This window comes from Jeotgalibacillus alimentarius, from assembly GCF_000829445.1.
GTDB lineage: Bacteria > Bacillota > Bacilli > Bacillales > Jeotgalibacillaceae > Jeotgalibacillus > Jeotgalibacillus alimentarius.
Genome location: NZ_JXRQ01000025.1, coordinates 241885 through 267286, shown reverse-complemented (window position 1 = coordinate 267286; position 25402 = coordinate 241885). Strand labels below are relative to the sequence as shown.

At 45.4% G+C, this 25402-nt stretch carries 22 protein-coding genes; 16 read left to right on the top strand and 6 right to left on the bottom strand.

What is annotated here, in order from left to right; translation table 11 throughout:
• The first annotated feature begins 94 nt into the window (after positions 1-94).
• Positions 95-1006, top strand: a complete 912-nt coding sequence (locus tag KP77_RS13855) for an acetamidase/formamidase family protein (RefSeq protein ID WP_041123309.1) — start codon at positions 95-97, stop codon at positions 1004-1006.
• A gap of 64 nt (positions 1007-1070) precedes the next feature.
• Here KP77_RS13855 and KP77_RS17640 read toward each other — a convergent pair whose 3' ends face one another.
• The 3 genes from KP77_RS17640 to KP77_RS13840 form a co-directional block, all read right to left on the bottom strand.
• Positions 1071-2159 carry an S-layer homology domain-containing protein gene (locus KP77_RS17640; RefSeq protein WP_052474254.1) on the bottom strand — a complete coding sequence of 363 codons (1089 nt, stop codon included), beginning with the start codon at positions 2157-2159 and terminating at the stop codon, positions 1071-1073.
• A 179-nt stretch (positions 2160-2338) separates the two neighbouring features.
• The gene (locus KP77_RS13845) at positions 2339-3349 is read right to left on the bottom strand and encodes a hypothetical protein (RefSeq protein ID WP_041123308.1); all 1011 of its coding nucleotides are present in this window, start codon (positions 3347-3349) and stop codon (positions 2339-2341) included.
• A 210-nt stretch (positions 3350-3559) separates the two neighbouring features.
• Positions 3560-4390, bottom strand: coding sequence for a hypothetical protein (locus KP77_RS13840; protein ID WP_041123307.1), 831 nt, complete (start codon positions 4388-4390; stop codon positions 3560-3562).
• A 350-nt stretch (positions 4391-4740) separates the two neighbouring features.
• Here KP77_RS13840 and KP77_RS13835 point away from each other — a divergent pair, with 350 nt between their 5' ends.
• Together KP77_RS13835 and KP77_RS13830 are read left to right on the top strand one after the other, a co-directional pair.
• On the top strand, positions 4741-5211 hold the full coding sequence (locus tag KP77_RS13835; protein ID WP_052474252.1) for an immunoglobulin-like domain-containing protein: 471 nt from the start codon (positions 4741-4743) through the stop codon (positions 5209-5211).
• 166 nt (positions 5212-5377) lie between these two features.
• Positions 5378-5719 carry an immunoglobulin-like domain-containing protein gene (locus KP77_RS13830; RefSeq protein WP_160289533.1) on the top strand — a complete coding sequence of 114 codons (342 nt, stop codon included), beginning with the start codon at positions 5378-5380 and terminating at the stop codon, positions 5717-5719.
• Positions 5720-5755: 36 nt separating this feature from the next.
• On the opposite strand, the gene KP77_RS13825 is transcribed toward KP77_RS13830, so the two are convergent.
• Positions 5756-6289 carry a CueP family metal-binding protein gene (locus KP77_RS13825; RefSeq protein ID WP_041123306.1) on the bottom strand — a complete coding sequence of 178 codons (534 nt, stop codon included), beginning with the start codon at positions 6287-6289 and terminating at the stop codon, positions 5756-5758.
• Between the two features lie 299 nt (positions 6290-6588).
• Here KP77_RS13825 and KP77_RS13820 point away from each other — a divergent pair, with 299 nt between their 5' ends.
• From KP77_RS13820 to KP77_RS13810, 3 genes are all read left to right on the top strand, one after another.
• Positions 6589-9111: a bifunctional 2',3'-cyclic-nucleotide 2'-phosphodiesterase/3'-nucleotidase gene (locus tag KP77_RS13820; RefSeq protein WP_084218713.1), complete on the top strand. Its 2523-nt coding sequence runs from the start codon at positions 6589-6591 to the stop codon at positions 9109-9111.
• Positions 9112-9406: 295 nt separating this feature from the next.
• On the top strand, positions 9407-10645 hold the full coding sequence (locus KP77_RS13815; RefSeq protein ID WP_041123305.1) for a LysM peptidoglycan-binding domain-containing protein: 1239 nt from the start codon (positions 9407-9409) through the stop codon (positions 10643-10645).
• Between the two features lie 56 nt (positions 10646-10701).
• Positions 10702-11280 carry a hypothetical protein gene (locus KP77_RS13810; RefSeq protein WP_041123304.1) on the top strand — a complete coding sequence of 193 codons (579 nt, stop codon included), beginning with the start codon at positions 10702-10704 and terminating at the stop codon, positions 11278-11280.
• A gap of 132 nt (positions 11281-11412) precedes the next feature.
• On the opposite strand, the gene KP77_RS13805 is transcribed toward KP77_RS13810, so the two are convergent.
• Positions 11413-11721, bottom strand: a complete 309-nt coding sequence (locus KP77_RS13805) for a hypothetical protein (RefSeq protein WP_041123303.1) — start codon at positions 11719-11721, stop codon at positions 11413-11415.
• Between the two features lie 275 nt (positions 11722-11996).
• Between KP77_RS13805 and KP77_RS13800 the strand changes: the two genes are divergently transcribed.
• From KP77_RS13800 to KP77_RS13765, 8 genes are all read left to right on the top strand, one after another.
• Positions 11997-12986, top strand: coding sequence for an ABC transporter substrate-binding protein (locus KP77_RS13800; RefSeq protein ID WP_041123302.1), 990 nt, complete (start codon positions 11997-11999; stop codon positions 12984-12986).
• A 61-nt stretch (positions 12987-13047) separates the two neighbouring features.
• Positions 13048-13962, top strand: a complete 915-nt coding sequence (locus KP77_RS13795; RefSeq protein ID WP_041123301.1) for an ABC transporter permease — start codon at positions 13048-13050, stop codon at positions 13960-13962.
• Positions 13963-13968: 6 nt separating this feature from the next.
• The gene (locus KP77_RS13790; RefSeq protein WP_041123300.1) at positions 13969-14763 is read left to right on the top strand and encodes an ABC transporter ATP-binding protein; all 795 of its coding nucleotides are present in this window, start codon (positions 13969-13971) and stop codon (positions 14761-14763) included.
• Between the two features lie 226 nt (positions 14764-14989).
• A complete protein-coding gene (locus KP77_RS17635) occupies positions 14990-16561 on the top strand; it encodes a plasmid pRiA4b ORF-3 family protein (RefSeq protein ID WP_052474247.1) in 1572 nt (523 codons plus the stop codon).
• A gap of 93 nt (positions 16562-16654) precedes the next feature.
• Entirely contained in the window at positions 16655-17857 is a 1203-nt protein-coding gene (locus KP77_RS13780) for an MFS transporter (RefSeq protein WP_041123299.1), read from the top strand.
• A gap of 198 nt (positions 17858-18055) precedes the next feature.
• A complete protein-coding gene (locus tag KP77_RS13775) occupies positions 18056-18424 on the top strand; it encodes a MerR family transcriptional regulator (protein WP_041123298.1) in 369 nt (122 codons plus the stop codon).
• A gap of 5 nt (positions 18425-18429) precedes the next feature.
• Positions 18430-19929, top strand: a complete 1500-nt coding sequence (locus KP77_RS13770; RefSeq protein ID WP_041123297.1) for a class I adenylate-forming enzyme family protein — start codon at positions 18430-18432, stop codon at positions 19927-19929.
• A complete protein-coding gene (locus KP77_RS13765; RefSeq protein WP_041123296.1) occupies positions 19926-21602 on the top strand; it encodes an acyl-CoA dehydrogenase family protein in 1677 nt (558 codons plus the stop codon). Before KP77_RS13770 ends, KP77_RS13765 begins: the two co-directional genes overlap by 4 nt.
• 78 nt (positions 21603-21680) lie before the next feature.
• On the opposite strand, the gene KP77_RS13760 is transcribed toward KP77_RS13765, so the two are convergent.
• Positions 21681-22205, bottom strand: coding sequence for a VanZ family protein (locus KP77_RS13760; protein WP_052474245.1), 525 nt, complete (start codon positions 22203-22205; stop codon positions 21681-21683).
• A 232-nt stretch (positions 22206-22437) separates the two neighbouring features.
• Here KP77_RS13760 and KP77_RS13755 point away from each other — a divergent pair, with 232 nt between their 5' ends.
• Positions 22438-24075 (top strand): glucosaminidase domain-containing protein, encoded by a 1638-nt coding sequence (locus tag KP77_RS13755; RefSeq protein ID WP_052474244.1) that lies wholly within the window; start codon positions 22438-22440, stop codon positions 24073-24075.
• A gap of 122 nt (positions 24076-24197) precedes the next feature.
• The gene (locus KP77_RS13750; RefSeq protein WP_041123295.1) at positions 24198-25385 is read left to right on the top strand and encodes an aminotransferase-like domain-containing protein; all 1188 of its coding nucleotides are present in this window, start codon (positions 24198-24200) and stop codon (positions 25383-25385) included.
• The last annotated feature ends 17 nt before the right edge of the window (positions 25386-25402 follow it).

Below are 25402 nucleotides of genomic sequence, written 5' to 3'. Positions count from 1 at the left end.
CAGGCGACCAGACTCCTTCCAGAAAAATAAAGGAATTCTATTTCGCGCATCTAGAAATATATAAATAAATCCATTCTGAAAGGAGCACGAATCAATGACAAACCATTTAGCAAAAGAAAACTTCATCTACGCAATGGATCAGGCGAATGACCCGGCGATGAAGGTGAAATCGGGTGATCAGATTGTGGTGGATACATATGATTGTTTTGAGAATCAGATAGAGTCAGAGGAAACAAGTTTTGATTCGATTGACTGGAATAAGGTGAATCCTGCGACTGGTCCGATTTTTGTCGAGGGTGCGGAAAAAGGGGATATTTTAAAGGTCCGGATTGATGATATTGAGATTGGTGACCAGGGTGTTATGGTGACGGGCCCCGGATTAGGTGTGATGGGGCATCGCATGGAGAATTTCGAGGTGAAAATGATACCGGTCCGCGATGGAAAAGCTATTTTTGATGATAATTTAAGTATTCCATTGAACCCGATGATTGGGGTAATCGGGGTGGCGCCTGAAAAGGGGGGCATTTCATGCGGAACACCTGGTGCGCACGGGGGAAATATGGATACAAAAGAAGTTACAACTGGCGCAACATTGTACTTCCCAGTGTTTCATGAAGGAGGATTGCTCTCACTAGGTGACCTACACGCGGCAATGGGAGACGGCGAGGTGAGCGTCTCTGGTATTGAAATCCCGGCTACTGTTAAAATTACAGTAGAAGTTGTAAAAGGGCATAGTATCACTTACCCGTTTTTAGAAAACGAAGCAGGCTTGACAGCGCTTGTATCAAAAGAAACACTCGATGAAGCGGCAGATGCAGCAGTTGAACTCATGATCGACCTGATCAGACCGCAGACAGGGCTTTCTTTATCAGAAATGACCATGCTGATGAGTGCCGTGGGGCAGGTCCAGGTAGGACAAATCGTAGATCCGTTGAAAACCGCAAAGTTTCATGTGCCGAGGTATGTGTTGGAGGCTTATGGGGTTGATGTTTGGGGACGGAGTTAATACTCCAAAAAATAGGGACGGAGTTGGCACTTCATATAGAGTGCTAACTCCGTCCCCAAACTATTTAATATGGTTCGCCACCGATAAACCCGAATTTTCCATCAATATATCCTTCGTTAGGCGCATAATAACCTTCAACTTCTTCATTGCCATTTGGTCCGCCTGATGCATAAATACGCACAACATTTTTATAAATCTGACCATCTGCTTCATAAGAATCAAGTAGATGAACAGTCCCGTTATAATGACCATAGTAGAATTCCTCATCTTCAGTAATAGGATAAGGTATATCAAGCCAGAAATCCCGCCTATCAAACAATTCTTTATTAGAAGCATCTTTTGTGAAAAGACCTTCTGACGTTTCTTTATAAGCTTGAAATTTCGTGAGTGGATAAGGAGAGTCGCTTTCCGGTTCTCTCGTGATCATCCATAACGCAGAGCCATCTTCCTGAAAGCCTTGAAATTCATAGATACTCTTATAATCTTCATATTCGACTACATAGTCCTCCGGATCAGGCATATAACTCACATACTCCATCACGTCGCCTTCCACAAAACGATCATCAAGCATTCGCGCCATAAATAACGCAAAGTGACTGCGTTTAATCTGCTGATCAGGTCTGAACGTGCGGTCTTCATAACCGGTAGAAATCCCATGAGAAGCCAGCGTATCTACATAATCTTTTGCCCAGTGATCATGACTGATATCTGTAAAGAAGTAATTCCACTCCTCTTCAAGACCATAAGCATTTGTTAAGATCTTTGCCATTTGTGAACGAGTCAGAGGCGCATACGGATCAAAATACTGCTCGCCAGTCTCCGCATCCGTTTTACCCGAAATAATGCCAAGCTCAACCGCTTCAGAAATTTCATCATAACCATAATCGCCAGCGTCAATATCGCTAAATTCAGCACTGCCCTCATCATCAGGCTCAGCCTGAAGTCCGCGCAAAATCATCTGCACAGCCTGCAGTCTCGTCACCTGATTGCCAGGTCTGAATTCACCGTTTTCATACCCTTTAATGATATCCAGATCTGTTAAATAATTGATCTCTTCACCATACATTGTCACATCACTAAATGAAGCATCCGCTGCTAAGGGGAACGTACTCAACCCAAGTGCCACCGCAGCTCCTGTTATGTACTTTTTCATGATAAAACCTCCTGGAATTTGTTGTTACTGAGTATAGACGAGTTTGAAGGGAGATAGGATTCAACTTTGGGGACGGAGTTAATACTCCACCATTCGGGGACAGAGTTGCCACTCCATTCGAAGTGCCAACTCCGTCCCCAATTCTGAAATGGTCAGTTTTAATCCGGTACAACGATCTCTTAAACCTGGTCATTCTCACTATTTATAACGGAAGCGGTCCATTTGTCCGCAGCTTGAACATAGGTCAGTTCTGAAATGGTTTTGATATTGGGTTTACGAAAGGAATTCATTTGTACGAGTTCCTGTACGATTTGTTCCTCTGTTTTATCTGCGTCCTGAGGCTGATAGGATGGGAGAATTTTAACAATGACGGCCCCAGATTGTTCTGGGTAAGAGGTGAGTGAGAAACCGGTCCCATCTACTTCGACACGCTGACCGACCTTTAACTGTTCAGCAGCCCCTTTAAAAGACCAATCGGTTGCGTCAAATTGTTCTCCTGCTATTGCACCTGCTTCAGCAGTAGAAAAGGCATCTTCCTCGACCTCAAAAATATATTGACCACTTAATTCAGGATTATCTGTCACAGGTGAATCGGGCTCGAGCACCCGATCACTCTCTTTTTCAGGAACCTGTGTCCCTCCATTTTCAAAGTTGATTTTATATTGTGGGAACGCAACCTGTAATTCTGCTTTATCATCTTCATTTAAAAAGTTATGAGTAACAATCGGTTCTCCAGTATGAAAGTCTGTGCTGACTTCAAAGCCTGTCCCTTCATACTTTGAAGCAATCCGGCTCACCTCATCTGCCACAAGACGTGTCCGGTCTGCCAAATCCTTCTGAGTAAATGGTGCATAATAAATGTGAACACGATTGTAAGGTATCTTTCCTTCATCTGCCTTTTCCTGCAAATAAGCAGTCAGTGCATCAAGGTGATCCTCTGGGTGATGAAGACCAATCCAGACTCCTTTGCGCGGTTCCTCGTGCTTTATAAATAAAAGCCCTGCACGCTCCATCGCTTCATAACTTTCAAAATAGTCTTCCACAACGATTGTTGTTTCCACAGTGTCAGTCGAAGGTTCAGAATCCGTACCAGGGTCTTCAAGCTCTCCAATAACTGCTTTCCCGTCCACTTCCTCAATTGTCTCAAACTCAGTAGGATTCATCTCAATCTCCGGCGGTTCTTCCTGCATAGATGAGCCACTTACCGGACCATCCGCAGCCAGCTAACAATAACAGCATAGCTGTCCCTACCACAAACCTCTTCATATCCATTCCCCCTCATTATTTCGTGCATAACTATTGGCCGGTAAAAAATATTGGGGACGGAGTTAATACTCCGAAATTGGGGGACAGAGTTGGCATTCCACATGAAGTGCCAACTTTGTCCCCCAAGTCCACTTTTAAAGCGCACTCAAGAGCGCAATAATCATCAATATCCAAAGAATAACCGCCCAAAACGAGCGCCACTTTTTCTTTTTTTGATTTTCCTGATGCGTTTTTAGTTCAATTTCATCGATTTTCATTCTTTTTAAAGAAGATTGATTTTTCCATTTTTCATAGAGTGCTTCAGCATCGTGCGGCCAGTTAAATGGCGCTTTGTATTCGACGAGATCACTTCCATCGCGTACGTATTTCTCTCTCTTTTTTACACTCCAGAATTTCGTATGTCCGATAAAATGCATGATTTCATCTGTATAAGTTACCGGAATACCCTGATCATCAAAAAACTGCAGCCATTCATTTGTAGCAGGATTGTGATGGTCACTGATCAGCATTTCAACCACATCATCATCGCTCACAATATATAAAGCGGGCGCAGTTACCGGTGTGTAGTAATGCGTGTCGAGTGTATGGGAGTGACGATGAATATTTAGTCTCAAAATATATGAAGTGACCACTACACGTTGAACATCATTGAGATCGACATCGTGCATCCGCGGCTTTTCATCTAATCTGTAAGACATCCCAGTCAATCTGCCATCCTTAATCTCATAGCGTGACAGATACTTCTCTTTCATAAAACTTTGTCTAGATGCCTTAGCCATATACCATGCAAGCCAAAGCAAAAAAGGCGTCATCCACGCGACCGTCAAAATCCACCACGAAGGCATTGTAAACAATAAATAAACCGGAAAAAGACCGGCAGCCAAAAGAAAAAGTCCAAAACCAATAAAAAACAACTGATAAAAAATCCTGAAAAACATATCTGTATTCGTTTCCTGATAAATCATCGTTTCACCTCAAGTAGATATACGGACGGTTTTAAGAAAGGTTTCAAGGTGACACAAGGGGGACGGGGGTGACTGTGCTGTTTTTAGAATCAATATAAAAATAGTACATGAAGCCCCGTTCCTGTTGTGCCCTCTCAAAGAATTGATAAAAGTGTACCATAAATTTGGAAACTAAAATGGATTATTATGTTATATGGGAGATTAGTAGTATGCAGGTTGGGGACGGAGTTAACACTCCAAATATAGGGGACAGAGTTCTGACTCTAAGTGGAGTGCCAACTCCGTCCCCGAAATACCCAAATGAAACTTCCTCCCCTCCACAACGTCTAATTCCAAAAGGAGGTAAAAACATGACTAAATTACATATTTTATCTGGTGTGTTGTTAATGTTACTTTTAGCCGGATGCTCTACTACTAACGCTGAAGAAGCTGACTGGGAGCCGTCAGAAGTTGAGGATGTGAACACGTTAGAGGGTGTAAGCATGAAAGTGAAAGAAGGGTCTGTTACTTCAAAGGGTGCGATTGTGGTGATTAAGAATGATTCTGGCAGAGAGGTAATGTATGGAAACGCTTATATACTCGAGAAAAAGGTAAATGGTGAGTGGTTTGAAGTTCCAATCACTGTTGAAGGGGAATATGGTTTTACCGCGATTGGATACTCCATTGCCCCAGGCTCATCTGCAGAAAAAGAAATGGAATGGGATTGGCTTTACGGGGAGCTTAATAAAGGCGAATACCGGATCCTGAAAGGAATCAACTACTCTGAGTCAGAGAGCTTTAAAAAGCGGAATTATCTTTCTGCGGAATTTACTATAAAATAGATCATTTACAGTTTGAAAGAAAGGGTGAAAGCACTATGAAGTCGCATATTATTTCAGGAATTCTCACCTTTGTGCTTTTTTAACAGGCTGCACTTTATCCGGTGTAGAAGAAACTGCCTGGGAGCCAACAGATGCTGAAGTAGTGAATGATTTTGAAGGTGTCAGCATGAGTGTGGTTGAAGAGTCAATTTCAAAGACAGGTGTGACTGTGGTGATTGAGAATGATTCTGAGAAGGAAATGGAATATGGTGAATCTTATGCCCTCGAAAAGAAAATAAATGGCAGGTGGTATAAGGTTCCGATCATACTTAAGGGGAATCATGGGTTTGAAGCGATCGCGTATACGGTGCCGCCAAGTTCTGCTGTTGAATGGAAAACTTCCTGGAACGGGTTATATGGTACGCTGAAAAATGGGGAATACCGCATTGTGAAGGATGTCATGGATTTCAGAGAAGCAGGTGACTATGACAAGTATAACCTCGCCGCTGAATTTGAGATAAATGAATGAAAAATGACGCAGGCTCATGTCTCCTGCGTCATTTTTTCAGCTGAGCTGCATCGTTGTAATGCAGGTTGGATCTCCTTCAAATGTTGAGATCTCAGCTTCTGTACTCATTCCATCTTGTTCGATTACTACACTGTACGTTTCATCACGTGGCAGCCACAGGTCAATAAAGCCGTTTTCAAAAGTGGTCATGCTCTCATCGATGATCACATTGCCTTCTGAATCTTCAATATAAACGTCAAACGTTTCTTCAATCATTTCGCCCTGACACCCAGTCAGACTGTGAAACGTGCACGAGTGGGTCTGATCAACAAAAGGTGCGATCGACACGAAGAAATCCTCACCTGACACATCATGTGTTTCCTCACTGCCGTCCTCTTCAGTAATCGTAAGCGTCTCTCCAGTGATTGAAGCCTGTTCAGCACTCACTTCACGAGTACTGAAATCATTTACAAGTTCTTTTATATCAATAGATGCACTGTTCTCAGATGCAGCTTCCTCGGTGCCTTCATTACCGCAAGCAACCAATAAAATCGAAGCAAATAATAATGCTAAAAGCGATTTGAATTTCATAAAGCAGACGTCCTTTCTATGCTTGATATACCCCATTATAGTATGTAGCGCGGGAAATGTAAGTAGGGAATGTGGTTTTGACAAAGAATGTTCATAGGGGCACAGTGGGGACGGAGCTTGCTGTGCTATTTTTATATTTATTCTAATTTCGGCACACGAAGCTCCGTCCCTCCTGTGCTACTTTTAAAATTATTACAAAAACACCTCAGGCTGCTCCTCTCATTCTTCCCAAATCCATCCACCAAATGGTAAAATAAAACTGGTTGATCTAACCAATGATACATAGGGAGGAGTTTTTGATGGTGAGAAAAGGTGGTAAATTGAAAGCGTTTGCTGGAGGAGCTTTGGCTTTGGGGTTGATTGTGCCAATGGCGACGCCGTCTGTGTCGTATGCTGAGGTGATGGGTGAGGATGTTGTAAAGCTTCGGATCCTGGAGACGACTGATATTCATGCGAATCTTGTGAACTATGATTATTATCAGGATCAGGAGACGGATGCATATGGATTGGTGAAGACGGCTGCGCTTGTCATGGAAGCGCGTGAGGAAGCGAAAAATAGTCTGCTTTTTGATAATGGGGATCTGCTTCAGGGGAATCCGCTGAGTGATTATTTTGCGAAGGAGAATCCGCTGAAGGAAGGCGAGACGCATCCTGTTTATAAAGTCATGAATATGATGAATTATGATGCCGGGAATATTGGGAATCATGAGTTTAACTATGGTTTGGACTTTTTGGATCAGTCGCTTGAAGGTTCTGCATTTCCATATGTGAATTCAAATGTGTATGTAGATGATGGTGACGATGATCCTTCAAATGATGTTTCTTATTTTAAGCCTTATGAAATTCTTGAGCGCACAGTGGTCGATGAAGAGGGCGATGAACATCAGATTAAGGTTGGTGTGATCGGATTCGTACCGCCTCAAATCATGCAGTGGGATAAAGCTAATTTAGAAGGGGAAGTTATCGCAAAAGATATGGTGGAGTCTGCTGAGAAGTACGTTCCACAAATGAAAGCAGAGGGCGCTGACCTGATCGTTGCGATTCCGCACTCAGGTATCGGATCCGTGACGCAAAACGGTATGGAAGAAAACGCTACGTATGATCTTTCAAAAGTTGAGGGAATCGATGCGCTTCTTTTCGGCCACTCACATGGCGTGTTCCCTTCTGAAGATTACGCAGGTATTGAAGGGGTAGACGTTGAAAAAGGAACGATCAATGGCGTGCCTTCTGTGATGCCGGGCTATTGGGGCAGCCATCTTGGCCTTGTTGACCTTGATATTCAGCTGAAAGACGGTAAGTGGGAAGTCATGAACGCACAGACATCAACGCGCGGTATTGCGGATGATGAAGGAGCTGCGCTGGTTGACCGCGTGGAAGAACTTTATGAAGTGATTGAAGAGGACCATAACGATACAGTTGAATGGGTGAGAAGTGCTGTAGGGACAACGACTGCGCCGATTAACAGCTATTTTGCTCAGGTAAAAGACGACCCATCCATCCAGATCGTCACGAACGCTCAGAAATGGTATGTGGAAAATTATATTCAGGGAACTGAATACGAAGGACTGCCGGTTTTATCAGCAGGTGCTCCATTTAAAGCAGGAACGCGCGGCGACTCGTCTTACTACACAGACATTCCGGCCGGCGAGCTTGCGATTAAAAACGTAGCGGACCTCTATTTGTACCCGAATACGCTGCAGGCCGTTCTGATTACAGGCGCTGATGTAAAAGAATGGCTCGAGCGCTCAGCTGGTCAATTTAACACAATCGATCCTGACTCAACTGAAGAGCAGGAACTTGTAAACGGAGAATTCCGTTCATACAACTATGACGTGATTGACGGCGTTACGTATGAAATTGATGTAACTGAACCTTTGAAATATGATGTCGATGGTAATTTGATCAACGAATCAGCTAATCGTATCAAAAACCTTGAGTATAACGGATTTTCAATTGATCCAGACCAACAATTTATCGTTGCGACAAATAATTACCGTGCAAGCGGCGGCGGTGGTTTCCCGGGCATCGATGGCAGTAACATTATCATTGAATCACCGGATGAAAACCGTAACGTACTGATCAATTACATTTTAGAAGAAGGCACAATCAACCCTTCTGCAGACAGTAACTGGAGATTTACTCCAATCGATGCTGATGTAAATGTTGTATTTGAATCATCACCAAAAGCGCAGGATTACCTGACAGAAGATAGCAATATCGCTTATGTGGGTGAAGGCGAGAATGGTTTTGCTAAATACAGCCTGACATTTGATGAATACGTAACGGAATTACCAGGTGTTATCGTTTTCACTGATATAGAAGGTCACTGGGCAAAAGAATACATCGAAATACTCGCTACAAATCGCATTGTTAAAGGTAAACCGAACGGCACATTTGATACAGAAGGCAAAGTCACGCGTGCACAATTTGCAGCACTTGTAGTTCGCGCACTGAACCTAACAGCAGAAGGCGACAGCTACTTTGACGATGTAACTGGTGCTTATGCAGATGAGATCAACGCAGCGTTCGAAGCAGGCATCACAACAGGTATCACAGACAGCACATTTGCACCGTACCGCGAAATCAGCCGCGAACAAATGGCTGCCATGCTCGTACGTGCCTATAATGTTAAAAACAACACAGACTACCAGGCAGATACAACAACAAACTACACTGACCAGGACAACATCTACTTCACAGAAGAAGTCAGCGCAGCCACAGAACTTGGCTACATGCAAGGCCTAAACAACGGCAACTTCGGCCCTAAACAGCCGGCAACCCGCGCCCAGGCCGCGAAGCTGATTTATATGTTGATGGAATAGAGTTTTGGGGGACGGAGTTTATACTCCGGGACAGAGTTTGATTTGGGGACGGAGTTTGCACTCCACATGCCGGGGACAGAGTTAGCTCTAAAATAGAGTATGAACTCCGTCCCCGCAGAGTGCGAACTCTGTCCCTTTCCTTGTCCTCAAAAAGGCCCTTTTCTAAATTTATTTGTAACACTTTTGTAATATCACTTACCTCCCAAAAGGAAGTATTATAGACTTATATTTTAATTATCTGATAATTAATAGGACAGGTTAATTGAATTTAACAGTTTGAAGGAGAGTGTGCGGGTTGAAGAAGTGGTTGTATACGGCTGCAGCAACGATAGCTGTGGCGGCTTTTGGGGGAACGGATTCGGAAGCCCAGGCAAGTACCCACAAGGTATCGAGCGGGGATTCTCTTTGGAAGATTGCAAACAAATATCAAACGTCTGTCGACCATATTAAAAAGTTAAATAACCTGAGTTCTGAACTCATACGGCCGAATCAGGTACTGAAGATTTCTGCAGAGCCGGCAACCTTTACAGCGGCAACAGCTCCTGCAGGTAACAGCACCGGCGCTGCATCAGTGCAGGCGGCAGTCTATATCGTACAGCCAGGGGATACTTTATCAGCAATCTCAGCCAAAACAGGTACAAAAGTAGCTGATCTCACTGCACTTAATCAGTTGTCATCTCATATCATTCATCCAGGCCAGTCATTAAAATTAATAGGCGCTGCAACAGCCAGTCAGCCGGCAAATACTGAGACTCCAGCTGTTACAGGCAGCAGTACATATACGATCAAACCTGGTGACACATTATCTAAAATTGCAGCGGAACACAATATCAGTCTTGCGAAACTGATGGAATTAAACGGTCTGAACGGACACATCATATACGCTGGACAAAAGCTGACGGTCAGCGGCCAGGGTGCAACTGCTCAGCAGGCACAGCCGACAGGTACAGCGCAGCCAGCCATCAGTGACTATATCGTAAAAGGCGGCGACACGCTCAGTAAAATTGCAGTCTTACATAAAATGTCGCTGTCAGAATTAAAGAATATTAATCAGCTGACTTCAGACATGATCAGAGTCGGTCAGAAGCTTCGTTTAAAAGGGTCAGTTCAATCTGTCCAGCCATCTGCAGGACCAGTCCAGACTTCACAGGGCTCAGAGAATGTGACAGCGAGCGTCAGCAAACTGCTTGCAGAGGCCCAGTCGCACCTTGGTACGCCTTATGCATGGGGCGGCACAGCACCGGGCGGATTTGATTGCAGCGGTTTTATTTACTACGTACACAAGCAGGCAGGGTTTGATATCACACGTACCAATTCAGAAGGCCAGCACGCACGGTCTTTTGAAGTCAGCAACCCGCAGCCGGGAGATCTCGTATTTTTCGAAAATACATATAAACAAGGGATTTCACACGTAGGCATTTACATTGGAGGCAACCAGTTTATCCATGCCGGAGATAATGGTGTCACCATTTCAAGTCTGGCTGGCGGCTACTGGCAGTCCAAATTTGAAAGCTTCAAACGCTTCTACAACTAAACGAGCTGCCGCGGCAGCTTTTTTTGTATATTTTAAGTGAAATGGAGGAAATAAGAATGGCTTTTTTCAGGAAGAAAATGATAGAAGAATTACCAATACTAGATCCTTTGACAGAAGAAAAAGCTATTCTTGGCAAACAAATTTCTGCTGATGTTGATCGAGAACTCAAGCCGCTACTTGAAAAAGATATGAGCAGTTTAATAGAAGAAAATATAAAAAAACTGCGATATCTTTATCCGGACGACAATGATTATAAATACGAACTGCTAAGAAGAAACGTCTTTTATATAGAAGTAATAAGCGAATTGAAGCGGCTGCTCGCAGATCTTTTAAGAGGCTATCAGGTTACAGTCGACCTGAAAGCAATTAAGCGCAAAACAACTATTCAGATCGAAGAAGCCATCGGCCGGCACTACGACCACTTCTACAAACACTACCTCTCAATAGAAGGCGGTCTGACTGGGCTCGAACAAACCTGCCGCCAAAACCTCCTCATGTACGAATGGCTCAAACAGCTCATGCCATACTACCAACGCCATCAATACCAGACCTCAGAAAACCTCCCAAAACGCTGGATCGTCAGGCGGATCGAAGAAGAATGCAGGCGGGTGAGTGATGAGGTGATATTTTTTTAAGAGCTGTTTTTGGGGACGGAGTTGGCACTCTATTATTTGGGGACAGAGTTCACACTCGAAATGGAGTGCAAACTCTGTCCCTATTTTTGTACGTATTTGGAGTGCGAACTCCGTCCCCGATTTATGTACCCCCTACTCCCGCTCTGCATCCACATGCAAAACCCGAAACACATTTGACCACAACAGCCATTTAGCAGGGTAAATCACTGCAATTACAATGACAATAAATACTGGCAAACGAAGGGGTGACCATGGAATCATTCCCACCAGCCAGTTACCGACATAGTAGATCAGGAACGCAGCACCAGCGATAATTGATGCAAATAATCCTGCAATAGCGAATAGACTTTTGAGAGGTAGAGTGAATATTTTTTCGCGATATTTATGTAATGTGTAAGCAACAAATATAATTGAAATAATGGATGTTAGGATTTCAAGCATGAAATTTCCTCCTTGATTACGTTTACGAATAAGGCTGCAGAAAGTTTCAGGGGACGGAGATGACACTCTATATGGAGTGCCAACTCCGTCCCCGAATTGTTTTCTCCCGGGGACAGAGTTCTCTTCTCTCGTAGAGTATGAACTCCGTCCCCAAAAAATCTCCCCTAAACCTATTGCACTAATCCCAATTTCATGTATAATAACTTTAACACATAAAAGCATAAAAGCTTAAAAGCATCGAAGTGAAAAAGTGAATTGAGATGGGGGTATTTTGAATGAAGAAGGTTTGGTTGTCTGGTGCAGCGTTGTCTGCAGTGTTGGTGTTAGCGGCTTGTGGTGAAGAGACTTCTGAGACGTCTGCTGCTGATGGTGAGGGCGGAGACGATTCATATACGATTGGGGTTACGCAGATTGTTGAGCATCCGTCACTCGATGCTGCAACGGAAGGGTTTAAGCGTGCATTTGAAGAGGCCGGACTTGATGTGACATTTGATGATCAGGTGGCACAGGGTGATCAGAATAACAGTCAGTCGATTTCGCAGAAGTTTGTGGCGGATGGTGTGGATTTGATTTTTGCTAACTCTACGCCTAGTGCGCTTAGTTCACTGAATGCGACGACGGATATTCCGATCGTGTTTACATCGGTGACGGATCCTTTAGCTGCAAGCCTGGTTGAGGATATGGAGGCGCCGGGTGGTAATGTGACGGGTACGACGGATATGCATCCGGATGCGATTTCAAATACGGTTGATTTTATGACAAGGGAGCTTGGCGTGAAGTCTATTGGAATGGTCTATAACGCAGGCGAGCCGAATTCTGTGGTACAGGTTGACGCGGTAAAAGAAGCTGTCGGATCGGATGTGACAGTTGAAGAAGCTGCTGTTTCGACTTCTGCAGATGTGAAGCAGGCGGCTGAATCGCTTTTTGGGAAAGTAGATGCATTTTACATTATCACCGATAATACAGTTGTTTCAGCACTTGAATCTGTGATCAGTGTTGCAAATGATCAGGATATTCCATTGTTTGTCGGAGAACTGGATTCTGTAGCGCGCGGCGGATTCGCGGCTTACGGATTTGAATATGGGGATATCGGTTATGAAGCCGGCCAGATGGCAGTTGAGATTTTAACAGAAGGCTCTGCCCCTGGTGAAATGGCGGTTCAGTACCCGGGTAATCTGAAGCTGATGATCAACAAGGATGCAGCTGAAGAGATGGGTATTGAGATCAAGCCTGAATGGGAAGAGATGGCTGAATTTACTGAGTAAGAGCAATGAGCGGAGCGCGCTGCTTCGCTCTTTTTGATCAAAGGGAGAGAGGAAGAGTTGTATGTGGATGTCTATTTTCACATCGGTTGAGGTTGGACTGATGTTTGCTTTAATGGCGCTTGGCGTTTATTTATCCTTCAGAATACTGGACTTTCCAGACCTGACTGTTGACGGGAGCTTTGTTACAGGCGCGGCAGTTGCGGCAATTATGCTCGTAAACGGTGCGAATCCGCTGATCGCTGTGACAGCAGCATTTGCAGCGGGATTTATCGCAGGTGTGATTACAGGACTGCTGCATACAGTCGGCGGAATTAATCCACTTTTATCAGGTATCCTGATGATGATCGCACTGTATTCGATCAACCTCCGTATTATGGATGCACCGAACGTATCGCTACTTACGCAGACTCACCTTTTCACATGGATCCGTGAAGGCATCGGCGGTACGTGGGCAATTATGGGGGTCATGGTGGCAGTTGTCCTTATCGTAAAAGTGATGCTGGATTTCTTTTTAAAAACGGAATTCGGTCTTGCATTGAGAGCGGTTGGCGATAATCACCTGATGATTACGTCATTTTCAGGAAACATTCACTTTTATAAAGTATTCGGGCTAGGCTTATCTAATGCGCTCGTCGCACTCGCAGGTGCACTCGTTGCGCAATACAGCGGCTTTGCGGACGTGAACGCGGGAATCGGAATGATCGTAATCGGTCTTGCCTCTGTCATTATCGGGGAAGCGATTTTCGGTAAAAAAACCATCATCCGCACAACGCTTGCAGTCATTGTCGGGGCAATCATCTACCGCATCATTGTCGCCCTCGCATTGCGCGTGGAATTTCTAGAAACAGGAGACCTGAAACTGATCACAGCCATCATCGTGATTTTAGCCCTCGTCCTGCCCAAAGCCATTGCCAAGCAGAAAGAAACGATGCGAAAACGACAGCGCCGCCTACGACTCAGCGCGCAGAAAGGATAGTGTCCCATGCTTCAGCTAAACGATATTTACAAAGTATTTAATGAAGGAACGCCTGACGAAAAAGTAGCGATCGATGAGATCAGTCTCGACGTTAAAAAAGGTGACTTCATCACGATCATCGGCAGTAACGGTGCCGGTAAATCTACACTTTTCAACATTATTGCCGGTAAAATGTTTCCTGACATGGGTGGGGTCGTGATTAACGAACAGGACGTAACCGGACTGCCTGAATATAAGCGCGCGAGAAGAATCGGCCGCGTCTTCCAGGACCCGATGGCCGGTACATCGCCAACGCTTACCATTGAAGAAAACCTGGCGATCGCATACAGCCGCGTGAAGCCGCGAACACTGCGTCCAGGCGTCACTGCTAAAAGGAGGACGTTCTTCAAAGAGCAGTTAGAAACACTTGGACTAGGCCTTGAAGACCGCCTGCGTGCAAAAGTCGGCCTGCTCTCAGGAGGCGAACGCCAGGCGCTCTCACTGCTCATGGCTACATTCACAAAGCCGGATCTGCTCCTGCTTGATGAACATACAGCTGCACTCGACCCGTCAAGAGCGGCACTAATCACACGTCTTACCAAAGAAATCGTCGAACGCGAACAACTCACAACCATCATGATCACCCACAACATGCAGCAAGCCGTCGACCTCGGCAACCGCATCCTCATGATGGACAAAGGCCAAATCATCTTTGAAGAAGAAGGCGCCCGAAAAAAGCACCTCACCGTCTCAGACCTGCTGAACGAATTCGGCAAAATGAAGGGGACGGAGTTGTCGGACCGGACGCTGCTTGGGGGATAGGATTTTTTGGGGACGGAGTTTGCACTCTGCATAGTGGGGACAGAGTTTGGATAAATGGGGACGGAGTTAATACTCCAAGTGGAGTGTTAACTCCGTCCCCGAAATACCAGTGCACAATAGACTGAATGAACAACGCATCTCTATGCCATGTTCATTCAGTCTATTTTTATATTAAAACTCCTTGTTAATGTTAAGATATTAATAACATTTACTTGGAGGTGTACCTATGATTTTAGAATTGAAGGTAGAGCTTTTGCATGTTGAGCAGCCTGTGTGGCGCAGGCTTAGGATAGATGGGGATATGAGTTTTTTCGAGTTGCATGAGGTGCTGCAGCTGGCATTTGATTGGGAAGACATGCATTTACATAAGTTTATGGTGACAAAGTCTAGAGGGAAAAAAGTGCACTCGATTATTGATGGTGATGATGAGTTTGGCACGGGGGAAGATGAAGATATTGAGACTGTTGGATTCTGGTTATCGAAGAAGGGGGACCGGGCAGTCTATATATATGATTTTGGTGATGACTGGCACCATGAGATCATAGTTGAGAAGGTTCTTCGCGATGATGCGGATATCCAGGTGCCATATTGTCTGGATGCTGAAGGGCTTGCGCCTGAGGAGGATTCAAGAGGTGCTTTGCTGAGCGGTGAATATGAAGTCGAACAGTATTTATCAGGGAAAGCGATTGTCCTGGATCTGAACAGTCAGTTCGAATTATGGGAAGATCCTGATGAGGACTTTTTTACTGATGAAATTGAAGAAGCGCTTGACGATTTGGATGACGATGATTTTGATGATGAAATGGATGAACTGATCGATGAGTTTTTTGGTCATATGACTGATCACATCCATACTGAGAGAGAATTTGATGAACTTTATGAAACGGTGAAAGAGTTTTATAAGCGTGCGCCGTGGGAAGACCTCGATGTGGATCAGGTTTTTTATGTGGATTATGGAGTTGCAGGGGTTTTTGGTTCGGTGCTTGGCAGTTCCGGCGTTGAGTTCGGATTGTCGGTCTATAGTGGACCGAATGGATGGCTCGCCATGAATGAATTAATGACCGGCCGGATGAAGCAGGAACATTTCATTTATAAAAACAGCGGGCTTGGATTGATGTTCTGTGACAGGGAAGAGCTCCCGGTGGATTATTACCGTCAACTGAAGGAAAGCCGTGTGAGGTTTCACGGTCGCGGAAAATGGCCTCTTTTAAGTACTTATGATCCGGGATACGTACCAGCGCCGCTTCAAGTCGAAAGTGCAATGGTTATGAAAGATATGCTCAAGTTTGCTATAAAGGCAGCTGACCTGGCTAAAAGCGGGAAGGCTGTGCCTTATCCTTTTGAAACGCATGAATTTTTATGCTTTGTGCCAAATGAAAAAACCGGGGTATATGAAGATCTATACGGTGACTACGATATGCTTGAGAAAGTGGAATTTATCGAAGAAGGCGGTTTTAAAGTAATTAGTGAGGAAGAAATCAGCAGGTTGGAAAAACTGCCTAAAACCACAACTGTATACGATCTTTCACTGCAGTTTTCTAATGATCCTGTTCAGGAAAAAGAAGGAGACAGACCGTATCTGCCAATTGTCGGTCTTGTGAAAGAACAGCCGGCTGACTATTTTATCCATCATACAGTCTTGTCCCATATGACACCTGAACAGGCTCTCATGCAAACCCTTGTTGACCTCGCAGATAAGCTCGGGCAACTGCCTGAAAAAATCTGGCTGCCTGCTGAATTTGAATCGGCAGTTGGGGAAGTGATGAAGGAGATTGGTGTGGAAGTTGTGTGGGTTTAGGGGACGGAGTTTATACTCCATTTATTGGGGACGGAGTTAACACTCCAAGCAGAGTGCTAACTCCGTCCCCAAAGTTGGAAAGGAGACAACACCATGTCAACTTTACATAGACAACTTTCGACTTCATGGCAGATGCTGGGCTGGTTGTTGTTGGCTCAGGTGGCGGTGGCGCTTGTGGGTCGTTCGCTTGCGCCGCTTGGACCTTTGATTGCTGAGGATCTCTTGCTGACAAAGGCGCAGGTTGGTTTGCTGCCTTCCTTTTTGTTTTTGGGTCAGATGCTGGTGAGCATTCCGGCTGGGATGCTGACAGATAAGATTGGTACCAGACGCCTTTTGCTGCTGCTTTGTCTCGTGCTTGGAAGTGCCTTCTTAGTTGGAACGTTTGCTTCATCGTTTTACATGCTGCTGTTTTTTATTATGATCGGCGGTATGGGGTACGGTGCCACGCACCCTGTGACAAATCGGGGGATTCTATATTGGTTTCCAGCTAAACGGGGGACTGCCATGGGCATCAAACAAATGGGTGTCACATTCGGCTCAGCCCTTGCTGCCATCGCACTTTTACCACTTGCAGTCATGTTTGGCTGGCGGATCGCGCTTGCAGCTGCATGTATCGTTCTCATGCTGAGCGGTGTGATTGCATTCCGCTTTTATAAAGAGCAGCTGGCGGAAAAAACCGGCCGTGAACCGTCAATGAAAGGCGGCATGCGCAGTCTGATTACATATAAACCACTTTTGATGATCAGTCTGATCGCCCTCATTTTAAACGGATCACAAATGAGTGTGAACACGTATTTATTATTTTTTGTGACTGATGAATTGTTTCTAAGTCTCGCAATTGCAGGAACGATGCTCGTTTTATCAGAAGTAGGCGGGTCAGTTGGACGCATTCTGTGGGGAACGGTGAGCGATTCAATGTTCGGGGGCAAGAGATTTCCGGTCCTCATGATGATTATTATCACGGCTTTGACAGGCACACTCGGAATGGCGTTTTTATCAGATGGTGTACTGGTGCCATTACTCGTTTTCATCGTCATCATCCTCGGTTTTGCAGTCTCTGGATTTAACGGTCTATGGATGAATATCGCAACCGAACTCACACCAAAAGAGCAAGCCGGAGCAGCAAGCGGTGTCAGCCTTACAATCGGTTCAGCAGGCGTCATTATCCTGCCACCACTCTTCGGCCTCACCATCGATATCAGCGGAAACTTCCATACGGCCTGGTTTTTACTGGCAGGTCTGCTTGGACTTGCTGCAATAATTGCGGTGGTGCTGCGGCGGATGAGAGAGTTTTAGGGGCACAGAGAGATTTTGGGGACGGAGTTTAGACTTCATATGGAGTCTAAACTCCGTCCCTATTGCTGTAATTATCGGGGACAGAGTTCACATTTCTTGTGGAGTGTTAACTCCGTCCCCAAAAAAGGAATTTCCCCGCCCCCTCTTGAACTTAACGTTAACGTAAATGATATTTTATTTTTATGCAGGGGTGAGAAGATGACGATTCGTGAGGTGGCTAGATTATTTGGGGTGTCGACGCGGACGATCCGTTATTATGAGGAGTTAGGACTGGTTTGTCCTGAGCGGTCTGATGGGAATGTCCGGTTGTTTGGGGCACGCGATTTGGCGAAGTTGAAGTTAATTTTCAGGGGAAAGCGGTTTGGTTTTTCGCTGGATGAGATTAAGGAAATGGTGCTGCTCTTTGATCTGGACCGATCTGGTCGCAGGCAGCTTAAGCGGACGGTTGAATACGGCCGGCAGCGGATGGCGGAGATTGATGAGAAGATTGCTGAACTTGAGGAAATGAAGCGTGAGATGAATGGACTCCTGCAGGAATTTGAACAAAAATTACGTGAAAAGGGGTAGGGAGAATGAACACATCATCATTATTGGCTTTTCAGGCAAAAAAGTACGGAGATCGTGATGCACTGCGCTTTATGGGGAACGGGATGACTTATGGTGAGCTGAATCAGAAGGTCAACCAATTCAGTCATGGGTTAAAGCAGCAGGGAATTCAAAAAGGTGATAAAGTCGCATTGTTCTTACCGAATACGACTGAATTTGTAATCGCTTACATAGCAGTTCAGCGGCTGGATGCAGTGGTGGTGCCGGTTAATGTGAAGCTGACGGCTGAGGAGCTTGAGTATATTTTAGATCATGCTGATGCAAAAGCGTTGATTGTTCATGAGTGGGTGGAAGGTGCGGCAAAAGGTTTGACGTCCCCGGACATGCTGATTACGACCGGGGCTCCTGACGCAGGCTGGCTTGCTTTCAATGACCTGTTTATTCAAAGTGGTGAGGAACTGATCAGCCAGTCGAAAGAGGATGATGAATCAACGATTCTTTATACGTCAGGTACGACGGGGCGTCCGAAAGGCGTTTTGTTCAGTTATCGCAATATATTTACAGTGGCGTCCATGATTTCAGTGGAGATGGAAGTGAAGCCTGAAAGCAGGATTCTTTTGATGATGCCGCTCAGCCATTCTGCACCGCTCCATTTATTTTTAATGGCGGGGCTGTATGTCGGTTCGACGCTTGTGCTGACGCCGACATTTACACCTGAGCTGCTGGTTGAAACGGTTGAGGTGGAGCGGACCACTCACTTTTTTGGTGCGCCGGTCGCTTACTTACTGACAGCAGGGCACCCGAAGCTCCAGGCAGCGGATCTGTCGTCTATGAAGTGGTGGATCTATGGCGGATCGCCTTTATCTAAAGGTGAAATCGAGAAAATTTCAGCAGCCTTTCACACGGATCGGCTGGTCTGTGTATATGGGCTGACTGAAGCGGGTCCGAGCGGTGCGCTTCTGCATGCTGATGAACATACCGAAAAAGCACGCAGTATTGGAAAGCGTGCGCCGCTTCATACAGATCTGCGGATTATCAACGAGGATGGAGCAGAAGCCGGCACGGATGAAGTGGGAGAAATTGTGCTGAGTGGGGAAGGTAATATGCTTGGTTATTATAAGGATCCTGAAGCGACTGCTAAAACAATGACGGGCAACTGGCTGCGGACAGGAGACCTCGCAAAGCGTGATAAGGACGGATATATCTGGGTAGTGGATCGCAAAAAAGATCTCATTATTTCAGGCGGCGTGAACGTGTATCCGAAAGAAATTGAAGAAGCGATGCTGACTGTACCGGGCGTTCGTGAAGCAGCGGTGATAGGCGTGCCGCATCCTGAATGGGGCGAGACGGTAAAAGCTGTTTTTGCTGCAGAAACGGATATCAGTGATAGCGAGCTTGCATCCCATTTAGCGAAAAAGCTTGCGTCATTCAAGGTACCAAAGATCTATGAACAGGTGGAAGCACTGCCGAGGAATGCGTCAGGCAAAATTTTAAAACAGGTACTGCGTGAGGCGGTGGTGAAATGACACGTGTGTTAACTGAGGAGAAATTGGATACAAATCGTAATTTTTTTGACGGAAATGAAACGTTAAAAAAATTGTTGAAAGAAAAGCTAGAAGGTCCGCTTTATGAGTTTGCAAGCGCAGAACTCCCAGAGCTTGGACGTGCTGCAGCGAATGAAATTGATGAGCGGGCGCGGCACACGGATCGCGAGGGAGCGCCGAGACTTGAGAAGTATGACCGGTTTGGAAATGATCAATCGAAAGTCTGGGTGAATGAGGGATACATGGAAACTGTGCAGCATGTGTACGGGAGTGGAATTGTCGGTTACGTTCATGAACCTATTCCGCCGCTCGGGCGCAAGGGGAATTATCTTTACAGCTTTGCGCAGGGCTTTCTTGTGTCGCATGCGGAAGCAGGTTTTTACTGTCCAGTCACGCTCACGATGGCGACTGCCTATCTGCTTGATCATTATGCTGATGACAGTGTGAAAAGCCGATTTTTACCGCACGTCTGTTCAACCGGCGACCTGCCGCTGTATGAAGGCGCGACCTTTTTGACGGAGCGGCAGGGAGGGTCAGATGTCGGAGCTAATGTGGTAAGGGCGGTGTGTGAAAATGGGGAATACCGTCTGTACGGAGAAAAATATTTCGCTTCAAATGCCGGTATGGCTGGCGTTGTCATGGTGCTTGCAAGAATGGAAGGCGCGCCGTCAGGTTCTAAAGGACTTACACTCTTTGCAGTGCCATGGAGGGAAGCCGGTGAATTAAACGGTGTGAAAATCAGGCGCCTGAAAGATAAGCTCGGCGTTCGCGCAGTGTCATCAGGTGAAGTGGAATTTGACGGAGCAAAAGCTTATATCGTCGGTGACCCTTCGCGTGGAATAAACTATATGCTTGAGGCGCTGAATCTCTCGCGCATCTGTAACGCGGTCGCCTCAATCGGTATCATGCGAAGGGCCCTTTTAGAGGCAAAAGATTACGCTAAAAAACGGGAAGCATTCGGCGCGCCGCTCACGCAGTATCCGATGGTCAAGGACTCCCTTGGTAAACTGGCCGCTACCCTTCATGCTGAAACGGTCAGCGTATTCGAATTGATCGCGCTGTATGACAAAGTGACAGATGGATCAGCCAGCCGTGAAGAAAGCCTGCTTGTCAGACTGCTGATCGCTCTTTTGAAAAAAGAAACCGCTGAAAATGCGATTCACTTTTCGCACGAAGCAATCGAAATGCACGGCGGCAACGGTTATATAGAAGACTTCGTCACACCGCGGCTGCTGCGCGATGCCCAGGTGCTGACCGTCTGGGAAGGAACAGCGAATATCCTTGCGCTCGAACTGATCCGACTGCTCAAAAACGGCATTGATGATATTTTTGAAAAATGGGTGGAGGGGCAACTGGAAGCGATTCAGGATTCATCGTGGCATAAGGAGCTCGAGAAACAGGCTGGGCGCATCCTGGGAGAACTGAAACAGTTCAAGCAAATGTCCCAAGACCTGCAAACATTCGAAGCCAAACGCACGATGAAAGACATGACCAGACTCACAGAAAGCCTGATGACCGCGGGATTTGCAGTTAGACACGGTGAGAGAGAGCATATGCTGTGTGATGTGTTCTGTGAAGAAGTCTGGGGTTTGAGGGAGTTTGGCGATGAGATGAAGACTGTGGATGGATTTGGGGAGTTGATGAGCGGGGTTTAGGGGGACGGAGTTTGCACTTCGTTTTTGGGGGACAGAGTTCGCCTTTTTGAGGACGGAGTTAACACTTCAAATGGAGTGTTAACTCCGTCCCCAATTCTCCCGCTGTTTCTTATAACGCACAAAAACACCAAACGCCACTGCCAAACCAAGTATTCCTCCAGTTGTGTCGAGTATAATATCGTGAAAGGTGGGTGTCCGTCCGCCACCTGTCAGGTACTGATGAAATTCATCGCTGAATGCGAAAAGAATAACAAGAGTCAAATTCAGAATTGCTGCCTTTTTCACAGATGGAATCAGATGAATGAGCAGTCTGAATAGAAAGAAGCTGACAGAAAAGAAAATAACGACGTGTGCTCCTTTTCTTAAAAAGAATTCAGTAAAACCTGCGTAGCCAAGTGATTGTGTGCTGACCAGACTGCCTGCATAAGTAAAGCTGATCTGATCCATAGCCGTTCGCAGCCAGTCAGGAGCAGAAAGACTTTTCATCACAGGGATGAGTGTTTGCTGTTCATACGTTTGTGAGGAAGAGTAGGCAACGATTAAAAGAATAAGTGCGATTGGTATGAGAAGAATCAACGTTACTGGTTGCTTGATTTTGTCCATATAATCACTCCAGTGATTTTTTTCTGAAAGTTCTGTTTTTATTTTATTATAAAGTGATTTTTAATTGAAGTTTTATTTGGGGACGGAGTTTAAACTCTACTATAGAGCGGACTCTGTCCCTTTTTAGTGGAGTGCTAACTCCGTCCCCAAAACAACCCCCAGTTTCCAAGCCCCAATCCTAACTCCTATCAATCTGGTATTCTGTTACAATACTAGAAAAGGAGTGATTGGATTGATCGGTAGAAAGAGGTATTTACTTTCATTATTGTTCTGTTTGATTGCCGCGGTGGGGCTGTCATCCGTTGCTCATGCGTCTGATTTTAGTGAAGAGGAAGTGCAGAGTGGTAAGGTATGGACGGTTAAGTTTAATGAGACCCCGGACCCGGATTTTGTGAATGAAGATACGATTCAAGTGACAGATGAGGATGATCGGTCTGTTAATGTGACTTATGAAACTGAAGGTAATTCCGTAAAGGTTTATCCCCCTGCAGCAGGCTATGAAGAAGGCGCGCGGTATGTGCTGACTGTATCCGGCGTTCGTAACAGTGATGGTGATATTTTATCAAAAGCAGCTGTGAAGCCTTTTGTGATAGAAGAAACGTCGTACTGGTCAGCTGTGATTGATGAAAATGGAGAGATTTCAAAAAATACGCGATTTGATTCGTTTGAAGCAGCGGCAGGGAATTTAAGCGCTGATGAAATCATTGTACATAAAAATGAGATCATTAAAATGAGCGATGGTGTAGTGAGTACGAAAGCAGAAGGAGTCACGATTGTGTACGTTAATGAGTCACTTCTTACACATACGACTTACGTGGAGCCTTATACTGAACTTGTTTACATCGATTCGACACCTGACTGGATTAAAGTGAAGGCTGGAAGTGCAGAAGGCTATATTAAAGCTGCAGATGCTGTACTGATTCCGGAGTCTACGCTAAATGAACGTTCGCATTATGTAAATGCTGACGGCGAGCTCGTTCACAACATTTACAATCATGCAAGTGAATCATACAGCAGTTACTCAGTTGGGCCTGCACCTTCATTTATAAATGAAGGAACGAGATATTTAAGTTCGGATGGAACAACATTCACTGACTGGGAAGGAAATGAAGCGGGTACGCATTATCAATACTTCCAATTTCTATCAGCAAGAAGTTCCACAGATTATACGGCAGAGGAAATCGATGAATATATTGTCGACCGGCTGATTGAACTTGAAGAAACCTATCCGAATTCATCAGTCTATCAGAATGCTTCTGCTAAAAGTAAACTGATCGGAATCGGGGAATCTCTTAAGAAAATTGAGCAGGAACATAATGTGAATGCGCTCACGATTCTTGCGCTCGCACAGCATGAAAGCCGTTATGGTCTGAGTGCCCGTGCTCAGGATTACAATAATCTATTTGGTTTGTACGTCTATGATTCAAACCCGGCAGCTAAATACTTTGACTCGATCGAAGAAAATATTGAAGAATTGATCAAAGAGTTCTTCAATAAAAACTATCTTCCACCAAACCGTGCATACGCTAACGGGGCTGTATTTGGTCATAAAGCGATTGGCATGAACGTTCGCTACGCATCAGATCCATACTGGGGTGCAAAAGCCGCCGGTCACATGTACCGGATCGACCAGGCAATGGGCGGACAGGAATTTGAAAAATATCAATTAGGTATCACAACAACTGCAGGACTAAACGTCCGCACTGGGCCGGGTACTCAATTCGAAAAAGCTTTCACATACGACAAAAGCAATATGCCCATCCTGATCCTTGATGACTCATCATATGACGAATGGCTTGTCGTGAAATCTGATGACCCGGAATACGATGAACTGTATGTTTTCAGAGAATATGTCATGCCATTGAATTAAAACGGGGACGGAGTTTAGACTCTATTTTCGGGGGACAGAGTTCAGACTCTATTTTTAGAGCGGACTCTGTCCCTTTTTAATAGAGTGCCAACTACGTCCCCGAAAAAAGGAGGTCACCCATCATGAAACACTCAGCCTATTTTTCTGCAAATGTTCATTCAGCTCTCAAGCATGATCCTCCTGGTGCATGGATGCCGCACGTGCCTGAAGGTTGCATTCGTCTCAGCTCAGGGTTTCCTGATTCTTCGCTCGTTCCGGTGGAGGAACTGAAGCAGTCAGCGGTTCATTTGTTAGATGAAGAGCGTGATCTGCCGATGCATTATATTGGCAGTCCACAAATCGAAAAGCTGCATATTCAGTTACTCGAGCGCATGAATGAAAGAAACATAAGTGTGAAACGTGAAGAGTTACTGATTACTTCAGGAGCGTGTCAGGCGATTGATCTGATCGCAAGGATTTTAATGGATGAAGAAACGTACATCATTGTAGAATCACCAACATACATGGAAGCACTCGAGATTTTTCAAAACTACACAGACCGGATTCTGACTGTTCCTGTTGATCAACATGGGTTAAATACTGATATGTTGGAAGTGTTGCTGGTGACGAGAAAGCAGAACGGGAAACCAATGCCTAGAGTGCTATATACAATTCCAACCTTCCAAAACCCAACAGGAACAACGATGTCTGAAACACGCAGAAAGCATCTGCTCAACTTAGCATCAGTCTATGATTTTCTCGTGATGGAAGATGACGCATACGGAGAACTTCATTTTAACGAACCGATGCCAACATTGAAATCTCTTGATCGCGAAGGAAGAGTGCTCTATGTCGGTTCATTATCAAAAGTCGTTGCACCTGGGATGCGCATCGGATGGGTCGCAGCTGACCGGGAGTGGATTCAGGCTCTGTTCCGATTTAAAAAGGATCTGGACCATCCATTTGCACAATCAGTCATGGCGACTTTTCTGGCAGGAGTAGACTGGAAGAGTCATCTTCAGTCGTGCCGGGCCGTTTACAATGCTAAATGTCGTACGATGACAGACGCACTTGCAGCACACATGCCTAGTAATGTCAGCTGGACAAAGCCTGACGGAGGCTACTTCATCTGGCTAACCGCAACAGGTGTTGATACTGCAGAACTTTTAAACAAAGCCACTAAAGCAGGAGTGTCCTATATCCCTGGGAAACACTTCTGTCTTGAACAGGAGTACGGACAGGATAAGCTGAGGCTGTCGTTCAGTGCGGCAGGTGAAGAAGAGATTGAGCAGGGGGTTAGACGGTTGGCTGAGTTTTTGGGACGGAGATGACACTCCGTTTTTGGGGG